Annotated in this window: 16 protein-coding genes and 4 tRNA genes; 8 read left to right on the top strand and 12 right to left on the bottom strand. The window is 60.1% G+C overall.

The window, feature by feature from the left end:
* Window positions 1-85: 85 nt before the first annotated feature.
* The 6 genes from Q0Y02_RS01960 to uvrY form a co-directional block, all read right to left on the bottom strand.
* A tRNA-Leu gene (locus tag Q0Y02_RS01960) sits at window positions 86-171 on the bottom strand.
* Window positions 172-193: 22 nt separating this feature from the next.
* Window positions 194-267, bottom strand: a tRNA-Cys gene (locus Q0Y02_RS01955).
* A gap of 54 nt (window positions 268-321) precedes the next feature.
* Window positions 322-397: transfer RNA gene (locus Q0Y02_RS01950), tRNA-Gly, on the bottom strand.
* A 164-nt stretch (window positions 398-561) separates the two neighbouring features.
* Window positions 562-1,161 (bottom strand): CDP-diacylglycerol--glycerol-3-phosphate 3-phosphatidyltransferase, encoded by a 600-nt coding sequence (pgsA, locus tag Q0Y02_RS01945; protein WP_084573356.1) that lies wholly within the window; start codon window positions 1,159-1,161, stop codon window positions 562-564.
* 201 nt (window positions 1,162-1,362) lie between these two features.
* Window positions 1,363-3,186 carry an excinuclease ABC subunit UvrC gene (uvrC, locus tag Q0Y02_RS01940; RefSeq protein ID WP_297763621.1) on the bottom strand — a complete coding sequence of 608 codons (1,824 nt, stop codon included), beginning with the start codon at window positions 3,184-3,186 and terminating at the stop codon, window positions 1,363-1,365.
* A gap of 71 nt (window positions 3,187-3,257) precedes the next feature.
* Window positions 3,258-3,911 carry a UvrY/SirA/GacA family response regulator transcription factor gene (gene uvrY / locus Q0Y02_RS01935; protein WP_297763618.1) on the bottom strand — a complete coding sequence of 218 codons (654 nt, stop codon included), beginning with the start codon at window positions 3,909-3,911 and terminating at the stop codon, window positions 3,258-3,260.
* Window positions 3,912-4,229: 318 nt separating this feature from the next.
* Here uvrY and Q0Y02_RS01930 point away from each other — a divergent pair, with 318 nt between their 5' ends.
* The 3 genes from Q0Y02_RS01930 to Q0Y02_RS01920 are packed head-to-tail and all read left to right on the top strand — an operon-like array spanning window position 4,230 to window position 7,188.
* Window positions 4,230-5,903, top strand: a complete 1,674-nt coding sequence (locus tag Q0Y02_RS01930) for a carbon starvation protein A (protein WP_297763616.1) — start codon at window positions 4,230-4,232, stop codon at window positions 5,901-5,903.
* Window positions 5,903-6,172 (top strand): cory-CC-star protein, encoded by a 270-nt coding sequence (locus Q0Y02_RS01925; protein WP_052042422.1) that lies wholly within the window; start codon window positions 5,903-5,905, stop codon window positions 6,170-6,172. Before Q0Y02_RS01930 ends, Q0Y02_RS01925 begins: the two co-directional genes overlap by 1 nt.
* Entirely contained in the window at window positions 6,172-7,188 is a 1,017-nt protein-coding gene (locus Q0Y02_RS01920) for an ArsA family ATPase (RefSeq protein WP_297763611.1), read from the top strand. The genes Q0Y02_RS01925 and Q0Y02_RS01920 overlap by 1 nt, the downstream gene beginning before the upstream one ends.
* Window positions 7,189-7,312: 124 nt before the next feature.
* On the opposite strand, the gene Q0Y02_RS01915 is transcribed toward Q0Y02_RS01920, so the two are convergent.
* A tRNA-Ser gene (locus tag Q0Y02_RS01915) sits at window positions 7,313-7,400 on the bottom strand.
* A 351-nt stretch (window positions 7,401-7,751) separates the two neighbouring features.
* Between Q0Y02_RS01915 and Q0Y02_RS01910 the strand changes: the two genes are divergently transcribed.
* The 5 genes from Q0Y02_RS01910 to Q0Y02_RS01890 all read left to right on the top strand — a co-directional run bounded on the left by Q0Y02_RS01910 (window position 7,752) and on the right by Q0Y02_RS01890 (window position 10,428).
* Entirely contained in the window at window positions 7,752-8,432 is a 681-nt protein-coding gene (locus Q0Y02_RS01910) for a Bax inhibitor-1/YccA family protein (RefSeq protein ID WP_035244483.1), read from the top strand.
* On the top strand, window positions 8,432-8,791 hold the full coding sequence (gene tusD, locus Q0Y02_RS01905) for a sulfurtransferase complex subunit TusD (protein WP_035244485.1): 360 nt from the start codon (window positions 8,432-8,434) through the stop codon (window positions 8,789-8,791). Before Q0Y02_RS01910 ends, tusD begins: the two co-directional genes overlap by 1 nt.
* Entirely contained in the window at window positions 8,784-9,086 is a 303-nt protein-coding gene (locus Q0Y02_RS01900) for a hypothetical protein (RefSeq protein ID WP_297763605.1), read from the top strand. Before tusD ends, Q0Y02_RS01900 begins: the two co-directional genes overlap by 8 nt.
* 4 nt (window positions 9,087-9,090) lie before the next feature.
* The gene (locus Q0Y02_RS01895) at window positions 9,091-9,342 is read left to right on the top strand and encodes a hypothetical protein (protein ID WP_035244487.1); all 252 of its coding nucleotides are present in this window, start codon (window positions 9,091-9,093) and stop codon (window positions 9,340-9,342) included.
* Window positions 9,343-9,423: 81 nt separating this feature from the next.
* Window positions 9,424-10,428, top strand: coding sequence for a glycosyl transferase family protein (locus Q0Y02_RS01890; protein WP_297763601.1), 1,005 nt, complete (start codon window positions 9,424-9,426; stop codon window positions 10,426-10,428).
* A 130-nt stretch (window positions 10,429-10,558) separates the two neighbouring features.
* On the opposite strand, the gene cysG is transcribed toward Q0Y02_RS01890, so the two are convergent.
* From cysG to lolA, 5 genes are all read right to left on the bottom strand, one after another.
* Window positions 10,559-11,950 carry a siroheme synthase CysG gene (cysG, locus tag Q0Y02_RS01885; protein WP_297763598.1) on the bottom strand — a complete coding sequence of 464 codons (1,392 nt, stop codon included), beginning with the start codon at window positions 11,948-11,950 and terminating at the stop codon, window positions 10,559-10,561.
* 32 nt (window positions 11,951-11,982) lie between these two features.
* Window positions 11,983-13,275, bottom strand: coding sequence for a serine--tRNA ligase (gene serS / locus Q0Y02_RS01880; RefSeq protein WP_297763595.1), 1,293 nt, complete (start codon window positions 13,273-13,275; stop codon window positions 11,983-11,985).
* A gap of 172 nt (window positions 13,276-13,447) precedes the next feature.
* A complete protein-coding gene (locus tag Q0Y02_RS01875) occupies window positions 13,448-13,840 on the bottom strand; it encodes a CrcB family protein (RefSeq protein ID WP_297763592.1) in 393 nt (130 codons plus the stop codon).
* Window positions 13,837-15,168 (bottom strand): replication-associated recombination protein A, encoded by a 1,332-nt coding sequence (locus tag Q0Y02_RS01870; protein WP_297763589.1) that lies wholly within the window; start codon window positions 15,166-15,168, stop codon window positions 13,837-13,839. The genes Q0Y02_RS01875 and Q0Y02_RS01870 overlap by 4 nt, the downstream gene beginning before the upstream one ends.
* Window positions 15,165-15,779: an outer membrane lipoprotein chaperone LolA gene (lolA, locus tag Q0Y02_RS01865; protein ID WP_297763586.1), complete on the bottom strand. Its 615-nt coding sequence runs from the start codon at window positions 15,777-15,779 to the stop codon at window positions 15,165-15,167. The genes Q0Y02_RS01870 and lolA overlap by 4 nt, the downstream gene beginning before the upstream one ends.
* Between the last annotated feature and the right edge of the window lie 19 nt (window positions 15,780-15,798).

The following is a 15,798-nucleotide window of genomic DNA, read 5'->3' as shown; positions in this document are numbered from 1 at the left end:
GGTTGATTTGGCTGGGATTATTTCCGACTAGCGGCGATGCTGATTGATACTGGAAATGGAGGGTGTCGCAGGAAGGGATAAAAGCTGGTGCCCGGGGCGGGACTTGAACCCGCACGACCAAAGGTCAACGGATTTTAAGTCCGTTGCGTCTACCAATTTCGCCACCCGGGCGGTGACCGTGCAGGTCAATAATTGGAGGCGCGGGTCGGAATCGAACCGGCGTACACGGAGTTGCAGTCCGCTGCATAACCACTCTGCCACCGCGCCTTTAAACTGGTTTACCAAGAAAAAACCTCGGCGGAGCCGAGGTTTTCGAAAACTTGGAGCGGGAAACGAGATTCGAACTCGCGACCCCAACCTTGGCAAGGTTGTGCTCTACCAGCTGAGCTATTCCCGCTTTTTTTCTGCCCCGAATCATGCGTCGTTGCGGGGGAGAATTCTACTCATCGCCCTCTCACTGTCAAGCCGGGCCTGGTTGTTTTTTCTGATTTTTCAGCACTTTGACTAAAAAATCCCCGATTCGGACCCGCCTCGGCACCAGGCCAGGCTGGTGCGGTCGACTCAGTCCCCGCTTTTCAGTAACTCAGGGGCTGCCGCGCGCAGATAGGAGCCCATGGACCAAAGTGTCAGCGCCGTGGCCAGATACAACAGGCCGTAACTGAGCCACAGCCAGGGGGTCATGACGATATCGCCAAACGCATCGAAGCCGGGCTTCTGAGCCAACAACAGGGTGATTGCTGTCATCTGGGTTACCGTCTTGATCTTGCCGAGCTGGCTCACCGCCACTCTGCCCCGCTGCCCCAGTTCCGCCATCCACTCACGCAGGGCTGACACGGCAATTTCCCGGGAAACAATCACCATGGCTGGCACCGCCAGCCAGGCTGTAGCATGAATCTGTACCAGCATCACCAGAGCCACCCCGACGATCAGCTTGTCCGCTACCGGGTCCAGAAACGCGCCCAGAGGGCTGGTCTGATTCAGGCGTCTGGCCAGATAACCGTCTAGCCAGTCGGTCACACCCGCTGCCAGAAACAGGGCCGCCGCGCACATGTCGCTCCACTTGAACGGCAAATAGAACACCAGAACCAGAACGGGAATTGCCAATACACGGATCATGGTCAGAATATTGGGCAAATTCAGGATCGGGCTCGTTTTCTGCATATGCACTACCGCCAAAATAAGGGCCTGTTGATACACTGCTCGGCCGTCGCATACCTGAAAAAAGCATGGATAGCGGCACGAACGCAGCGCATGGCCAGCCTCAACACCCGCGGAATCGGAACACCGCGGGCACTAACAGGCCGAAAGCGCCAGTATAACGGAAAGCCGACTGTGACTCATTGCCGATTTTGCGATCAGGGCCTAGTCATGAAACCAATCGTAAAGGGTTTGCGCCATCTGGGCATTGATCCCCGGCACCCTCGCCAGCTCTCCGGCGGAGGCATTACGCAACTGCTTGAGGCCGCCAAAATGGGTAAGCAGCGCCTTGCGCCGCTTCGGGCCGATGCCGGGTATCTCGTCCAGGGAAGACTGTTTACGGGTCTTGCCGCGCCGGGCCCGATGGCCAGTTAGTGCAAACCGGTGGGCCTCATCGCGAACCTGTTGCAGCAGGTGCAACGCAGAATGGGATGGGCCCGGCACCAGCTCTTGCCCATCGGGTAAATACAGCACTTCAAAACCTGGCCGCCGGCTGGGCCCCTTGCCGATACCCATTACCCGCACGCGCTCTTGCAACCCCAGCTCCTGGGCCACATCCCAGGCGCGCTGCATCTGTCCCTTGCCACCATCGATCAGCAACAGATCCGGCAATCTGCCCTGCTCCTTGATCACTCGCTGATAACGACGTCGCACCGCTTCTTCCAGCGCTTCATAGTCATCCCCGGCATGGGCCGGGGCCACGTTGAAGTGGCGATAGTCGGTTTTCCTGGCTCCCTGCTGATCGAAGACCACACAGGACGCCACCGCCTTCTCACCCTGGGTGTGACTGATATCAAAACACTCAATGCGGCGCACCGGCTCCTCCGCCCCAAGCAACGCTTCAAGGGCCAGAAAGCGCTGCTCCATGTGTTCGCGGGCCGCCAGCTCTGCCGCCAGGGATTGCTGGGCATTGGTCTGCGCCATGTCGATCCAGGCGGCGCGCTCGCCCCTGACTCGCCAGGCGAGACGAACCTTCTTGCCCCAGTGGCCACTTAATGCCTGCTGCAGCGCCTCGGCACTGGTCGGCTCAAGCCCCAGCAGGATTTCCTGGGGCTGCACCGGATCTTCCCGGTCGCCCAGGTAATACTGGGCCAGAAACGCTTCCAGAATTTCGTTTTGGTCCTCTTCGCCACGGGTATCCGGGCGGAAGGTGCGGTGGCCGAGAATCCGGCCACCGCGAATCATCAGCACCTCCACCACTGCCAGGCCATGACGGCTTTCGATGGCAACCACATCCAGGTTGCCCTGCCCGGTTTCCGCGTATTGCTTCTGCTGCACAGATTGAATCGCTGCCAGCTGATCGCGGACGATGGCGGCCCGCTCGAAATCCAGAGATTGGGACGCAGCATCCATTTCCGCACTGAGCTGCTCGACCACTTCCCGGCTGCGACCATCCAGGAAGTCCATGGCCAGTTTCACCTGATGGGCATAGGCCTCCTCGCTGACCAGCCCGACACAGGGGGCAGTACAACGATTGATCTGATGCTGCAGGCAGGGCCGGGTCCGATTGCGGAAGTAGCTGTCGCTGCAATTGCGCACCTGGAAGACTTTTTCCACCAGGGAAAGCGCTTCTCGCACCGCGCCGCCACTGGGGTAAGGGCCAAAATAGTGACTGCCGCTACGGCGACTACCGCGATGAAAGGTGATGCGTGGAAACCGGTCCGCGGAGGTAATACGAATGTAGGGATAGGATTTGTCGTCGCGCAGCAGAATATTATAGGGCGGCCGCAGTTCCTTGATCAGCGATTGCTCCAGCAGCAAGGCTTCTGCCTCGCTGCCGGTCACCGTAGTCTGGACACTGGCAATGCGGGCCACCAGAGCCCGGGTCTTCGCGCTGGTGATGTTTTTCTGGAAATAACTGCTCAGTCGCGCCTGTAAATTGCGCGCCTTGCCCACATAGAGGACATCACCGTCCTCATTGAGCATGCGATAGACGCCCGGCTTGCGGGCGCAATGATCCAGAAAATGTTGGGGATCGAACTCTGACAAGGGATAGGTCTCGGCCAGTTACTGCACCAAAAGTGTAACAGCTTAGGCCGGCCTGTTACTCCCTTTTGCGTTCAGGGAACCGTGTTCTCTACCGCATCCAGCATGCCATGGCGCACAGCCAGCAACGCCATTTCCACATCGCTGGTCACACCCAGCTTGTCGAAAATGCGATACCGATAGGTATTGACGGTTTTCGGGGACAGGCACAATTTATCGGCCACGTCCTGCACCTTGTGACAATTGACGATCATCATCATGATCTGCAACTCACGCTCTGAGAGCATATCCAGAAGAGTGGCTTCATCACCGGTGTAGGGCTTGAGAGCCATGGTCTGGGCAATTTCCGGGCTGATGTAACGCTGTCCGGTGGTGACAATCTTGATGGCGCGGACCATTTCTTCCAGGTCGGCCCCCTTGGTCATATAGCCAGCGGCACCGGCCTTCATCAGGCGGGAGGGAAAGGGCTCTTCCTCACACATGGTCACGGCGATGACACGGATACCCTCGTCCACGCGCAACAATTTACGGGTGGCCTCCAGACCACCGATGCCCGGCATCTTGATGTCCATGAGCACCACATCCGGCACTGTGTCCTTGGCCACCTGCACCGCCTGCTCACCGGAGCTGGCTTCGCCAACCACCCGCAAGCCGTCCACTTCATCCAGCATTCTGGCAATGCCGGTTCTGACCAGATCATGGTCGTCCACTACCAATACTTTGATCATTACTGCTTCCCCCGGGTAATTCCTTTACCCACTTCTTTTTCATTAAGGCACGAAGGGTAGCGTCTGTGCACCCACATGCATAGGACCGTGTTATCAAACGATGACATATCTCACGCCACCCCAGATATTTCCATTTTTGTCACAGCTCAGCATCCATGCAAAACGCCAATTTTCCAAATCGCGGCCCGACCTCGCACAGACACAAGCCGAAACCTGTTAGCCAATGGTCGCGTTGACGCCCGAAGCAAAAGCACTAACCATGGGCATCATCATATGCCCCAACGGGCCACCAAAAGCGACAATGACAAAGGGCACCCCATGAGCGCAATCGTCCTGCTTCTGCTCGGCCTGGGTGGCATGGCCGCCGGTTATTTATTCTACTCCCGCTTTATCGCCACGCGCATCTACAAGCTCGACCCGAATTTTCGCACGCCGGCCCACGAATTCGAGGACGGCGTGGATTTTGTTCCTACCAACCGCTTTGTGCTGTGGGGCCATCACTTTACCTCTGTGGCCGGCGCCGCACCGATTGTCGGGCCTGCCATCGCGGTAATCTGGGGCTGGCTGCCCGCCTTCCTGTGGGTCGTTTTCGGCACCATCTTCTTTGCCGGCGTCCACGATAGCGGCGCCCTCTGGGCCAGCGTCCGCAATCGAGCGAAATCCGTTGGGGCCCTGACTGGCGAGGTTGTCGGTCGACGCGCCCGCACCGTGTTCATGATCGTCATCTTCCTGGTGTTGCTGATGGTCAACGCCGTCTTCGGCGTGGTCATCGCCAAGCTGCTGATCAACAACCCCGGCGCCGTGGTGCCGGTGTGGGGCGCCATTGCGGTGGCACTGGTAATCGGCCAGTTGATCTACCGGCGGGTAATCGGCCTGGGTGTGGTGTCCGTGGTGGGCGTCATAGCCCTCTACAGCCTTATTTATGTGGGCCCGCAGGTCCCGGTGGAATTGCCGGAACAGGTCATGGGCCTGTCCGCCAATGCAAGCTGGATCCTGCTGCTGTTCGGCTATGCCGCCATCGCCTCCCTGCTGCCGGTGTGGGTGCTGTTGCAGCCGCGGGATTACATCAACGGTCTGCAATTGTTTGTCGGCCTGATCCTGCTCTACGGCGCCGTACTCATCGGCAACCCTAAAGTGGTGGCGCCGATGATCAATCATGATGTGCCCGCCGGAACTCCCTCCCTGCTCCCTCTGTTGTTTGTCACCATCGCCTGCGGCGCCATCTCCGGCTTCCATGGCCTGGTGGCGTCCGGCACCAGCTCCAAACAACTGGACAAGGAGCCGGATGCCCGTTTTGTCGGCTATTTCGGTGCCGTGGGTGAAGGGGCCCTGGCCCTGGCTGCGATCATTGCGGCGACTGCCGGCTTTGCCACTCTGGCTGACTGGCAGGCCGTTTACACCGCCTTTGGGGATGGCAGCCTCACCGCCTTTGTTAACGGTGGGGCCAATATCCTGGCCGGCGGCACCGGCATGGATGTGGGGGTAGCAGCAACGCTATTGACCGTGATGGCAGCCCTATTTGCCGGCACCACCATGGACACCGGCTTGCGTCTGCAGCGCTACATTTTCCAGGAATGGGGAGAAATCTATCAGCAGAAATGGCTGACCCGCCCGCTGCCCGCCACCCTGCTGGCGGTTGCCAGCTGCCTGCTGCTGGCCTTCGGTGCCGGCGGCGCAGATGGCTCCGGCGGTCTGCTGATCTGGCCCTTGTTCGGCACCACCAACCAGTTACTCGCCGGCCTGACACTGCTGGTGATTACCATCATGCTGGTCAAACGCGGCCGACCCGCCATTTATACCCTGGCGCCATTAGTCTTCCTGCTGGTAATGACCCTGTACGCGCTGTTGATCCAGCTGAAGAGCTTTTATGACAAGTCTGACTGGTTCCTGCTGGGTCTGGATCTGGTGGTCCTGGTGGCAGCCCTGCTGGTCACCCTGGAGTGCGCCGCCGCTCTGAAACGGGCCTTCAACGCCCCGCCGGAGAGAATCTGATGCCTGGCAAGACCCGGCTGTTTTTCCGGCGCCTGGGAGAACTGGGCGCCCAGTATTACAACGCTCCCTACCGGGCCGCCATTGCCCGCGCCAAACGGGATGAGGAAGATCTGTTCATGTTGCTGGTATTTGCCGAAATGATGGGAGTGCCCAACCCCGCTGCCTGGAGCACCCTGGAGCTACAGCCACTGCTGATGGACCGTTTTCACGACTGGCATACCCGCATGGGCATGGAACGCTCACCGCTCGACCATTTCCGCTGCTGCTGATGCCTTCACTGAATCTGGACAAACTGCTGGCGGAAAAATCCCTGCTGATGGTCGGCGGCAAGGGCGGCGTAGGAAAGACCACTACCGCCTCAGCCCTGGCGCTGCGCGCTGCCGAACAGGGGCGGCGCGTGCTGCTAGTGTCCACCGACCCCGCCCACAGCCTGGCCGATGCCTTCGACCGCCCCATAGGCAACCACCCTACCCGCCTGGCCACCAACCTGGTGGCCCTGGAGATAGACCCGGACCAGGAAGTGGATGCCTACCTGGACCGGGTCAGCGCCCAGATGCGCCGTTTTGCCGGCCCGGATCAGGTGCGCGAACTGGAAAAACAGCTGCGCCTGAGCCGCCAGTCTCCCGGAGCCCAGGAAGCAGCGTTGCTGGAGCGTATCTCCCGCATCATTGACGATGACAGCCGCGACTATGATCTGCTGATTTTCGACACCGCCCCCACCGGCCACACCCTGCGCCTGCTCAGCCTGCCGGAAGTGATGGCCGCCTGGACCGATGGCCTGCTGCGACATAATGAGAAAGCTCGGACCCTGGGCAAGGTGCTCGGGCACCTGACGCCTGGCAAGGATCTGGACAGCCCGCTGCAGGACCCCACCGAGCACGCCACCGCCGACCTGGATCCACGAAGCCGGGACGTCGCAGAGACATTAATGGCCAGACAACGCCTGTTCCACCGCACCCGCAGACAGCTCAGTGACCCCGCGCACAGCGCCTTCCTGTTTGTGCTGACACCGGAGCGCCTGCCTATTCTGGAAACCGCCCGTGCCGTAGCAACCCTGCGCGACAGCCATATTCCGGTAGCCGGGGCCATCGTCAACCGTGTGCTTGCGGATGCCGCCGACAGCGCCTTCTTCGCGGCCCGACTGGCACGCCAGCAACGACATATGATCGAACTGGGTGACACTCTCAAAGGGCTGCCAAGAGTCCAGTTGCCTTTGCTGGAAGATGATATTCAAGGGCTTGAGGGACTACAGGCGTTCGCCGCCCTGCTGGAACCGACGGCCTAGGCGAGTAATCCATTCGACAGAGGAATGAGCGAATTTGCTCGCCTGGCGTCATGACAAGCGAAACAACAGGCCGCCCACTGAGCATAAAAAAAGCCCGCACTCATTTGAGTGCGGGCTTCTTGTTTGGCGGAGGGGGTGGGATTTGAACCCACGGACGGTCTCCCGTCGCCGGTTTTCAAGACCGGTGCATTCGGCCACTCTGCCACCCCTCCGGACAGGGCAGCAATAATACATGAGCAGTAAGGTCAGTCAATCTCGGCAAGCGTAAACGGTTGAAAGTTAACCAGACTGACTCACTTAATCGCCTTCATCATTCATCAACAGGACTAAATTCGCTGATGTTTCGGTCACACAGCGTTGCCTCTGCTCTTAATGGCCGAAATTGCATGCCTGGGACGCCGCAAAGAACCTGTCAGGCGCGCCTCGGGGCTCCGGTTAAACCCTTGTTCGAGCAAAGCCGACGAAATAGCTGACAAACCCGGTTTATCCCTTGTTTCATTGCTTGATTTTGACGCGGCCGCCCTTATGATCACAGGTACAATTAGCAGGATGAGTGCAAACACATGAATAACCAGACCAACCCCTATTCCGTCTCCTCGCACGGCGCTGCCGTCACCGGAGAACGTGCGGCCCAGGTATTGAAGAACACCTACATGCTGCTGGGGCTGTCACTGATTGTCGCTACCGGTGCATCCTGGTTTGCCATGGCCAGCAACATCGGTTTCGTCAACGTATGGCTGACCCTCGGCGTCTACTTCGGCCTGCTGTTCGCCACCAATATGCTCCGCAATAGCGCCTGGGGCATCCTGGCCGTATTCGGCCTGACCGGGTGGCTTGGCTTTACCACCGGCCCGATCATCAACATGTACGCGCAAATGCCTGGCGGCATGGAAACCGTGACCATGGCTCTGGGCGGTACTGCAGGTATCTTTGTGGCCATGTCAGCCATCGCGCTGGTGACCAAGAAAGACTTCAGCTTCATGACCAACTTCATCATGGTCGGTATTCTGGTGGCTTTTGTTGCGGCAATCGCCAATATCTTCTTCGCCATACCGGCACTGGCCCTGGCGATCTCCGCCGCTTTCGTATTGCTGTCCTCAATGCTGATCTTGTGGCAGACCAGCGCCATCATTCACGGCGGCGAGACCAACTACATCATGGCCACGGTGACCCTGTTCGTGTCCCTGTATAACCTCTTCATGTCTTTGCTGCACCTGCTCACCGCCCTCGGCGGCGACGATTGATGCGGTTTGCCCTTCTGGTCAATGCGGCGGCGGATTCCGCCGCCGCACTGACCGCTCTCCACACCGCCCAAGCCCTGCTGGGCCACTCAGATCACCAACTATATCGCCTTTTTTTCTACCGGGACGCCGTGCACCTGGCACATCGTCATGCCTGGAGTGCCGACGGAGCCCAAGCCAATGCGGCCCAGCAATGGCAGCAATGGCTGGCTGACAACCCGCTGGACGCGGTGGTTTGTGTGGGGGCAGCACAGCGCCGGGGAGTGGTAGCGGCTACCCTGGCGGACGGTTTCTCCCTGGCCGGACTGGGCCAGTGGGCAGATGCCCTGATTCACAGCGATCGGGTAATACAGTTTGGCTAATCAGATTCTCTATATCGCCAGTGGCAGCGCACCGCTGTCCAGCCAGTTTCAGGAAACCCTGGATATGCTGCTAACCGGGGCAGCCTTCGGCCAGCCCACGATCCTGTGGCTCACCGAAGTGTGCCTGCAGCAGCTGCAACTGGCTCCCAGCGATAGCCTGGCACAGTTGCCGGACTTCGGCGTACGCTGTGTCACTGACGGGCCGGCGCCGCTCGCGCCAATCCCGGTAGAGACTCTGGATTCTCAATCCTTGCAGACGCTGCGCGACCAGTGCGGTCAGGTTCTGGTGTTCTAAGGCGATGATTCACCTGATTGGTTTCACCCCGGACAGCCCCCAGCGCCAGGCATTCGAAAGCCTGTATCGGGACGGCGATATCTGCGTATTCAGCGATGCGGGACTGTTGTTTGCTTCACGGTTACCCCTGAAGGGCGACGGCTACCTGCTTCAGCATCCCGCACTGGCCCTGCCGGACAGCCCCTTGCCTGTTATCGACCATGCCCGGCTGCTGGAGCTGGTCGCCGAGCATGGCCCTTGTACCAGTTGGTATTGATATAACGCTCACACGCAGTACGCTGCTCGCAACATCCGCCCTTGCAAGCCTGAGGCACGACGAGCATCCACGAGGTTGTCCATGACTGAACATGCTTTTGCCCCCTTTGTACGCACGCTTGGCCGCGGTAAACGGGCCCGGCGCAGCCTCACCCGCGAGGAAGCTCGGGACGCCATGCAAGCTATCCTCGATGGCCAGGTGGAGGACATTCAGCTTGGCGCCTTCCTGATGCTGCTACGGGTGAAGGAAGAAACCCCGGAAGAGCTGGCCGGTTTTCTGGATGCCTGCCGCCCGGTTTGCTACCAGGTGCTGGAAAGCTTGCCTGACGTGCATCTGGACTGGCCCAGCTATGCGGGCAAGAAGAAACACCACCCCTGGTACCTGCTGGCAGCGCTGTTGCTGGCCAACCAGGGCATCCGCACCCTGCTCCACGGTGGCCCCGCCCATACCCCCAACCGGGTCTACAGCGATCAGCTTCTGCCACAACTGGGCCTGCCGGTGGCCAACTCCCCACAGGAGGCCGCCGCGCATCTGGATCAGCATGGCCTGGCGTATCTGCCGCTGGAGACGTTCTGCGAGCCACTGTCACGCCTGTTGACCCTGCGCTACTTCCTCGGCCTGCGCTCCCCCATCAACACGCTGGCACGCAGTCTCAATCCGGCCAGAGCCCCTCTGTCCATGCAGAGCGTTTTCCATCCAGCCTATATCGAACTGCACCAGGGGGCCGCTGACCTGGCCGGTGATCAGGACCTGCTGCTGTTCAAGGGCGAAGGCGGCGAACTGGAAATCCGCCCTGATGCGCGCACCCAGATCACCGGTATCCGCCATGGCGAGCACCTGGAAGGCGCAGCCGTTCTGGACAATGTCATGCCAAGACAAACACCCCCTGGCGAGCCGGATGCGCAAACGGTGCTGGCGGTATGGCGTGGCGAACAGAGCGATGACTATGGCGAAAATGCGGTAATTCAGACGGTAGCGGTAGCGCTATGGGGGCTGGATCGGGCGGCTTCGCTGGACGAGGCGCAGGGACAGGCACGTGAGTTGTGGCAAAAAAGGGACAAGCAGGTGCTGAAAGGCAATGAATAGTTAATAATGAATAATTAATAACGCCACGAGACATCCCCTCTCTTTTGAAAGCAAGAAGCCGCGACCATGGCCATGGTCGCGGCTTCTTTATCTGGGAACCCTATACGCGTGACCGCGCAACTATTAACTGTTAACTGCTTTTTTTAAACCATTCAAACTGCGAATGCAGGCTCACCACACTACCGACGATGATCAGCGTGGGCGCATGGATTTCCCGGCCTTCAATCTGGTCCGGCAGGCTGTCCAGGGTGCCGGTGATCACTTCCTGAAGATTGGTGGTGCCTCGCGAGACCAACCCTATCGGCGTATCCCCGCCGCGACCGTGCTCCATCAACTTGCTACAGATCTGTCGCAGACCGACCAGCCCCATGTAAAACACCACGGTCTCGGTTTCACTGACCAGATGCTGCCAATCCAGATCCACGGTGCCATCCTTGCGGTGGCCAGTGACGAAACGGACGGACTGGGCATGATCCCGGTGGGTCAGCGGGATCCCGGCGTAGGCGGCACAACCGCTGGCGGCGGTGATGCCCGGCACTACCTGAAAGTCGATACCCTCGGCCACGATCAGATCGATTTCCTCGCCACCACGACCGAAGATAAAGGGGTCACCTCCCTTCAGGCGGCACACCTTCTTGCCCTGTTTGGCGTAGTGGACCAGCAGCTCGTTGATGTTGTCCTGGGGTAAGGCATGCTTGTCGCGGGCCTTGCCCACGTAAACCAGCTCCGCATCACGACGGGCAAGATCCACAATGCCCTTGCCTACCAGTCGGTCATAGAGCACCACGTCCGCTTTCTGCAACAGGCGCAGAGCACGGAAGGTGAGCAAATCCGGGTCACCGGGACCGGCGCCAACCAGATACACCTCACCTCGACTCAGCCGTGAAGCATCCGCCGCCTCAATGGCCTCGGCAAGCATGACTTCCGCCTCGCTGTCCTTGCCGGCCATGACCTTTTCGACCAGCGGCCCTTCCAGGGCCTGCTCCCAGAACAGACGGCGTGCGCCCACATTGTTGAGCTTGTCCTTGAGGGGCTGGCGAAACTTTGCCATCAGGTCGGCAAGGCGGCCCCAGCGAGCCGGCAACATGGACTCCAGCTGGCTACGTAGCTTGCGCGCCAGTACCGGAGAGGCGCCAGAGGAGCTAATGCTGATCAGTACCGGCGAACGATCCACGATGGCCGGAAAAATGAAGTCCCCCAGGGAGGGGTTGTCCACCACATTAACCGGCAATCCCAGAGCCTGGGCCTGTTGGGCTACCGCCGCATTCACCGCCGGATCATCGGTGGCACAGATAACCAGTGTCTGCCCGCTCAGATCGGTACTTTCAAAGGCCCGCTCGTGGATGACACCCTGGCTCTGCACCGCAATGTCGCGCAGATCTGCGCACACATGGGGAGCAACCACGCTCACTTTCGCACCTGATCGGTGCAGAAGGCGCCCTTTGCGCAGGGCGACTTCTCCGCCCCCCACAAGCAGGGCAGATTTGCCCTGCAGTCGCCAGCTGATTGGTAGGAATTCCATCAATGCTCCCGGTTTCAATGAGCAGGAGCGTGCTACTGCAACCGCTCTAGGCCTCTCATGTAGGGGCGCAATGCCTCCGGTACGGTCACGGAACCATCGTCATTCTGATAGTTCTCCAGGATCGCCACCAGTGTACGCCCTACTGCCAGACCAGACCCATTCAAAGTGTGTACCAGTTCGGGCTTGCCGGTTTCCGGGTTACGCCAACGGGCCTGCATGCGACGGGCCTGGTAGTCACGGAAATTGGAGCAGGAGGAAATTTCCCGGTAACGCTGCTGGCTGGGCAGCCATACCTCGATGTCATAGGTCTTGGAGGAGGAAAAGCCCAGATCTCCACCGCACAGGATCACTACCCGATAGGGAAGATCCAGCTTCTGCAGAATCGCCTCCGCATGGCCGGTCAACGCGTCCAGGGCCGCATCCGACTCTTCCGGGCGTACCAATTGCACCAGCTCCACCTTCTCGAACTGGTGCTGGCGGATCATGCCGCGGGTGTCCTTGCCGTGACTGCCCGCTTCGGAGCGGAAACAGGGGGTATGGCAGGTATAACGTCTGGGCAGCGCCTCCGCATCGAGAATTTCATCAGCGGCCAGGTTAGTGACCGGCACCTCGGCAGTGGGAATCAGATACAGCTCGCGCTCACCTTCCATCTTGAACAGGTCATCGGCGAACTTGGGCAGCTGGCCGGTGCCGCGCAGGGCTTCCGGGCCCACCAAGTAAGGCACATAGACTTCTTCATAGCCATGTTCGCTGCTGTGAATGTCGAGCATAAAATCGATCAGCGCACGGTGCAGACGGGCCAGGCCACCGGTCATTACCGCAAAGCGGCTGCCGGAGAGTTTGGCGGCGCGCTCGAAATCGAGACCGCCCTGCCCCAGTGCCTCGCCCACGTCCACGTGGTCTTTCGGCTCGAAGGCAAAGGTCTTCGGCGTGCCCCACTGGCGCACTTCCACGTTGTCATCTTCATCGTTGCCGGCGGGCACGGCCTCCTGGGGCACATTGGGGATGCCCATCAGGAAGTCACGGATTTCCTCCTGGATCGCCTTGGCGTTAGCCACTTCCTGATCCAGTTCCTGATCAATGGTCTTCAGTGATTCGGCCACCTGGGCCTTGGCCTGCTCCACATCCATACCGGACTGGATCAGCTGCCCCACCTGCTTGGACGCTTTCTTGCGTTCGGCCTGAAGATCCTGGGAGCGCACGTCCGCCTGTTTGCGGCGGGCATCCAGCGCAGCAAAAGCATCCAGATCCAGGTCAAAACCACGCTTGCTCAACGCCGCCTTGATGGCTTCACCGTCCTGACGCAGGGCACGAATATCCAGCATGTTTGTTTTACTCCAAGCAAAAAACACCCGACGCCAGATGTCTGACGCAAGACGCTGATAAGATTCTTTCCCGTAGGAGCCATGTCTGCATGGCGAACCTTCTCGCGAGAGCGCCCTGACGGGCGGTTCGCCATGCGAGCATGGCTCCTACGGTGTATTTTTTCGGCGGTCGTTATTCGAACACCAACCGCCCCAGCAGCAACCCCAGCCCGCCGAGACAAAAACAGACCAGCACCGACGCCAGGCCGTAACCTGCCGCCATGCCGAAGGCTTTCATCTCCACCAACCGAACCAGCTCGAAGGAAAAAGTGGAAAAGGTTGTCAGCGCGCCGAGCATGCCGGTCATCAGTGCCAGGCGCCAGAGCTCACCCACTGGCAGGCTGGCCAGTGCCACGGCCAGAAAACCGAACAGAAAACTGCCCACCAGATTCACCCCGAAGGTGGCCCAGGGCCAGGCCGGCATGGACGGTACGCCAATCCACAGGGTGGTGGCGAAACGCAGGCAAGCGCCAATGGCACCACCGCCGGCAACGGCGAGCCAGGGCGCCAGGGTTGCCATGCTCATTGCTCGTCTCCGTAGCGCTTCCAGTCGCTCTGCTCGTTCAGTCCACGCAGGCGGGCCAGTTTTTCCGCCACCTTGATCTCCAGCCCCCGGTGGACCGGTTCGTACAAACGCGTGCCACTGAGGCTGGGCGGAAAGTAGTTTTCGCCGGCCACAAAGGCATCAGGAAAATCGTGGGCGTAATGATACTCGGCCCCGAAGCCTTCGTCTTTCATCAACTGGGTTGGCGCGTTACGCAGATGCAGCGGCACTTCGTCAGTGGGATGGTCGCGCACCAGCGCCCGGGCCTGGTTGTAGGCCTTGTAAACCGCGTTGCTCTTCGGCGCCACGGCCAAATAGGCAATGGCCTGGGCAATGGCCAGCTCCCCTTCCGGACTGCCCAGCCGCTCCTGCACATCCCAGGCCTGCAGGCACAGGGTGAGTGCTCGAGGGTCAGCGTTAGCCACCTCTTCACTGGCCATCCTCACTACGCGGCGGGCAATGTACAGGGGGTCACAGCCACCGTCCAGCATGCGGGCAAACCAATACAGGGCCGCATCCGGGTCGGACCCGCGCACGGATTTATGTAGCGCGCTGATCTGGTCATAGAACAAATCCCCGCCCTTGTCGAAACGTCGTACCGCATCGCGCAGCACTTCACGCATCAGTTCCGCATCGATAACGGGCGTTTCGCCGTCGGCCAGATCCGCTGCGACTTCCAGCATGTTGAGCAGGCGCCGGGCATCACCGTCGGCGTAGTTGAGCAGTAATTCGCTGGCGTCATTGTCCAGCTGCATGCCCTTCAGGCTCGGCTCCGCCAGAGCCCGCGCCAGCAAACCGCGCAGGTCATCCGCCGTCAGCGATCTCAGCCGATACACCCGGGCCCGGGACAGCAAGGCGTTGTTGAGCTCGAAGGAGGGGTTTTCCGTGGTGGCACCGATAAAGGTAATGGTGCCCTCTTCCACATGGGGCAGGAAGGCGTCCTGCTGGGCCTTGTTGAAGCGGTGCACCTCGTCCACGAACAACACGGTGCGGCGACCCTGGCCCAAGCGGACCTGGGCTTGCTCTACCGCCGCGCGGATATCCTTCACACCCGACAGCACAGCGGATAGCGTGACAAAAGCCGCATCCACCGCCTGGGCCAGAATCAGCGCCAGGGTGGTCTTGCCGGTACCCGGCGGCCCCCACAGAATCATGGAGTGCAGTTGCCCACGCTCCAGGGCCTGGCGAAAAGGCTTACCCTCGCCCACCAGATGCTGCTGGCCCACGTACTCGTCCAGCGAGGTGGGGCGCAGGCGCGCCGCCAGGGGCTGGGCCTGCTGGGCGGCATCGGTGGCGAACAGGTCGTTCATTGCTGTTGCTGAATGACATCCGTGCCTTCCGGCGGCACGAAGCTGAACAGGGAGGCATCAATGCCTGAGTTGACCCTGAGATCGCGAAAATCGATCACGGTCTGCTGCCCCAGGGCATCCTGCAGGCGCATGGAGCTGGGCTGATCGCCCTGGAAGGTGACATCCAGTTGGTCAAACAACGGATCCTTCCCTTTCGGCTTCAGCCGGTAGGTAATCGTTTTCCCCTCCCGGCTGCGCTCGGAAATGGTGAAGGCTTCGGCCACATCCGCGGGCTTGCCACCAAACAACAAGGCCGGAGTCTGGCCCAGGTCCTGGCTGAGGGGACGCACGACTACCTGCTCCAGATCCTTGTCATAGACCCAGACGGTATTGCCATCGGAGACCGCCAGTTGCTCGAAGGGCATTTCCGTGGACCAGTAGAAACGATTGCCTCGGGCCACCTGAAAGTCCCCTTCCGCTTCCTGCATATGGGTGCCGCCCTGATCCAGCACCATCTGTTCGAACTGGCCCTTCATGGATTCCAGCTTCTGCAGCTTGGACAGCAGCTCGTCAGTGGGGGCCGCCCACAACAGCGACGGCATGATCAGTAAACCCGTTACCAGCTTGCGCATTGAGACTCCTTGTTGGCCG

The sequence above is a fragment of the uncultured Alcanivorax sp. genome, from assembly GCF_947258575.1.
In the GTDB taxonomy this organism is placed as follows: Bacteria; Pseudomonadota; Gammaproteobacteria; order Pseudomonadales; family Alcanivoracaceae; genus Alcanivorax.
Note: the sequence above shows the minus strand (reverse complement) of the source record. Positions and strands in the feature narration are given on the sequence as shown.

Excerpts from the sequence above, each read along its gene's own strand:
- pgsA (WP_084573356.1), bottom strand. The coding sequence starts at position 1,161 with ATGCAGAAAACGAGCCCGATCCTGAATTTGCCCAATATTCTGACCATG.
- uvrY (WP_297763618.1), bottom strand. The coding sequence starts at position 3,911 with ATGATCAAAGTATTGGTAGTGGACGACCATGATCTGGTCAGAACCGGC.
- Q0Y02_RS01930 (WP_297763616.1), top strand. The coding sequence starts at position 4,230 with ATGAGCGCAATCGTCCTGCTTCTGCTCGGCCTGGGTGGCATGGCCGCC.
- Q0Y02_RS01925 (WP_052042422.1), top strand. The coding sequence starts at position 5,903 with ATGCCTGGCAAGACCCGGCTGTTTTTCCGGCGCCTGGGAGAACTGGGC.
- Q0Y02_RS01920 (WP_297763611.1), top strand. The coding sequence starts at position 6,172 with ATGCCTTCACTGAATCTGGACAAACTGCTGGCGGAAAAATCCCTGCTG.
- Q0Y02_RS01910 (WP_035244483.1), top strand. The coding sequence starts at position 7,752 with ATGAATAACCAGACCAACCCCTATTCCGTCTCCTCGCACGGCGCTGCC.
- tusD (WP_035244485.1), top strand. The coding sequence starts at position 8,432 with ATGCGGTTTGCCCTTCTGGTCAATGCGGCGGCGGATTCCGCCGCCGCA.
- Q0Y02_RS01895 (WP_035244487.1), top strand. The coding sequence starts at position 9,091 with ATGATTCACCTGATTGGTTTCACCCCGGACAGCCCCCAGCGCCAGGCA.
- Q0Y02_RS01890 (WP_297763601.1), top strand. The coding sequence starts at position 9,424 with ATGACTGAACATGCTTTTGCCCCCTTTGTACGCACGCTTGGCCGCGGT.
- cysG (WP_297763598.1), bottom strand. The coding sequence starts at position 11,950 with ATGGAATTCCTACCAATCAGCTGGCGACTGCAGGGCAAATCTGCCCTG.
- serS (WP_297763595.1), bottom strand. The coding sequence starts at position 13,275 with ATGCTGGATATTCGTGCCCTGCGTCAGGACGGTGAAGCCATCAAGGCG.
- Q0Y02_RS01875 (WP_297763592.1), bottom strand. The coding sequence starts at position 13,840 with ATGAGCATGGCAACCCTGGCGCCCTGGCTCGCCGTTGCCGGCGGTGGT.
- Q0Y02_RS01870 (WP_297763589.1), bottom strand. The coding sequence starts at position 15,168 with ATGAACGACCTGTTCGCCACCGATGCCGCCCAGCAGGCCCAGCCCCTG.
- lolA (WP_297763586.1), bottom strand. The coding sequence starts at position 15,779 with ATGCGCAAGCTGGTAACGGGTTTACTGATCATGCCGTCGCTGTTGTGG.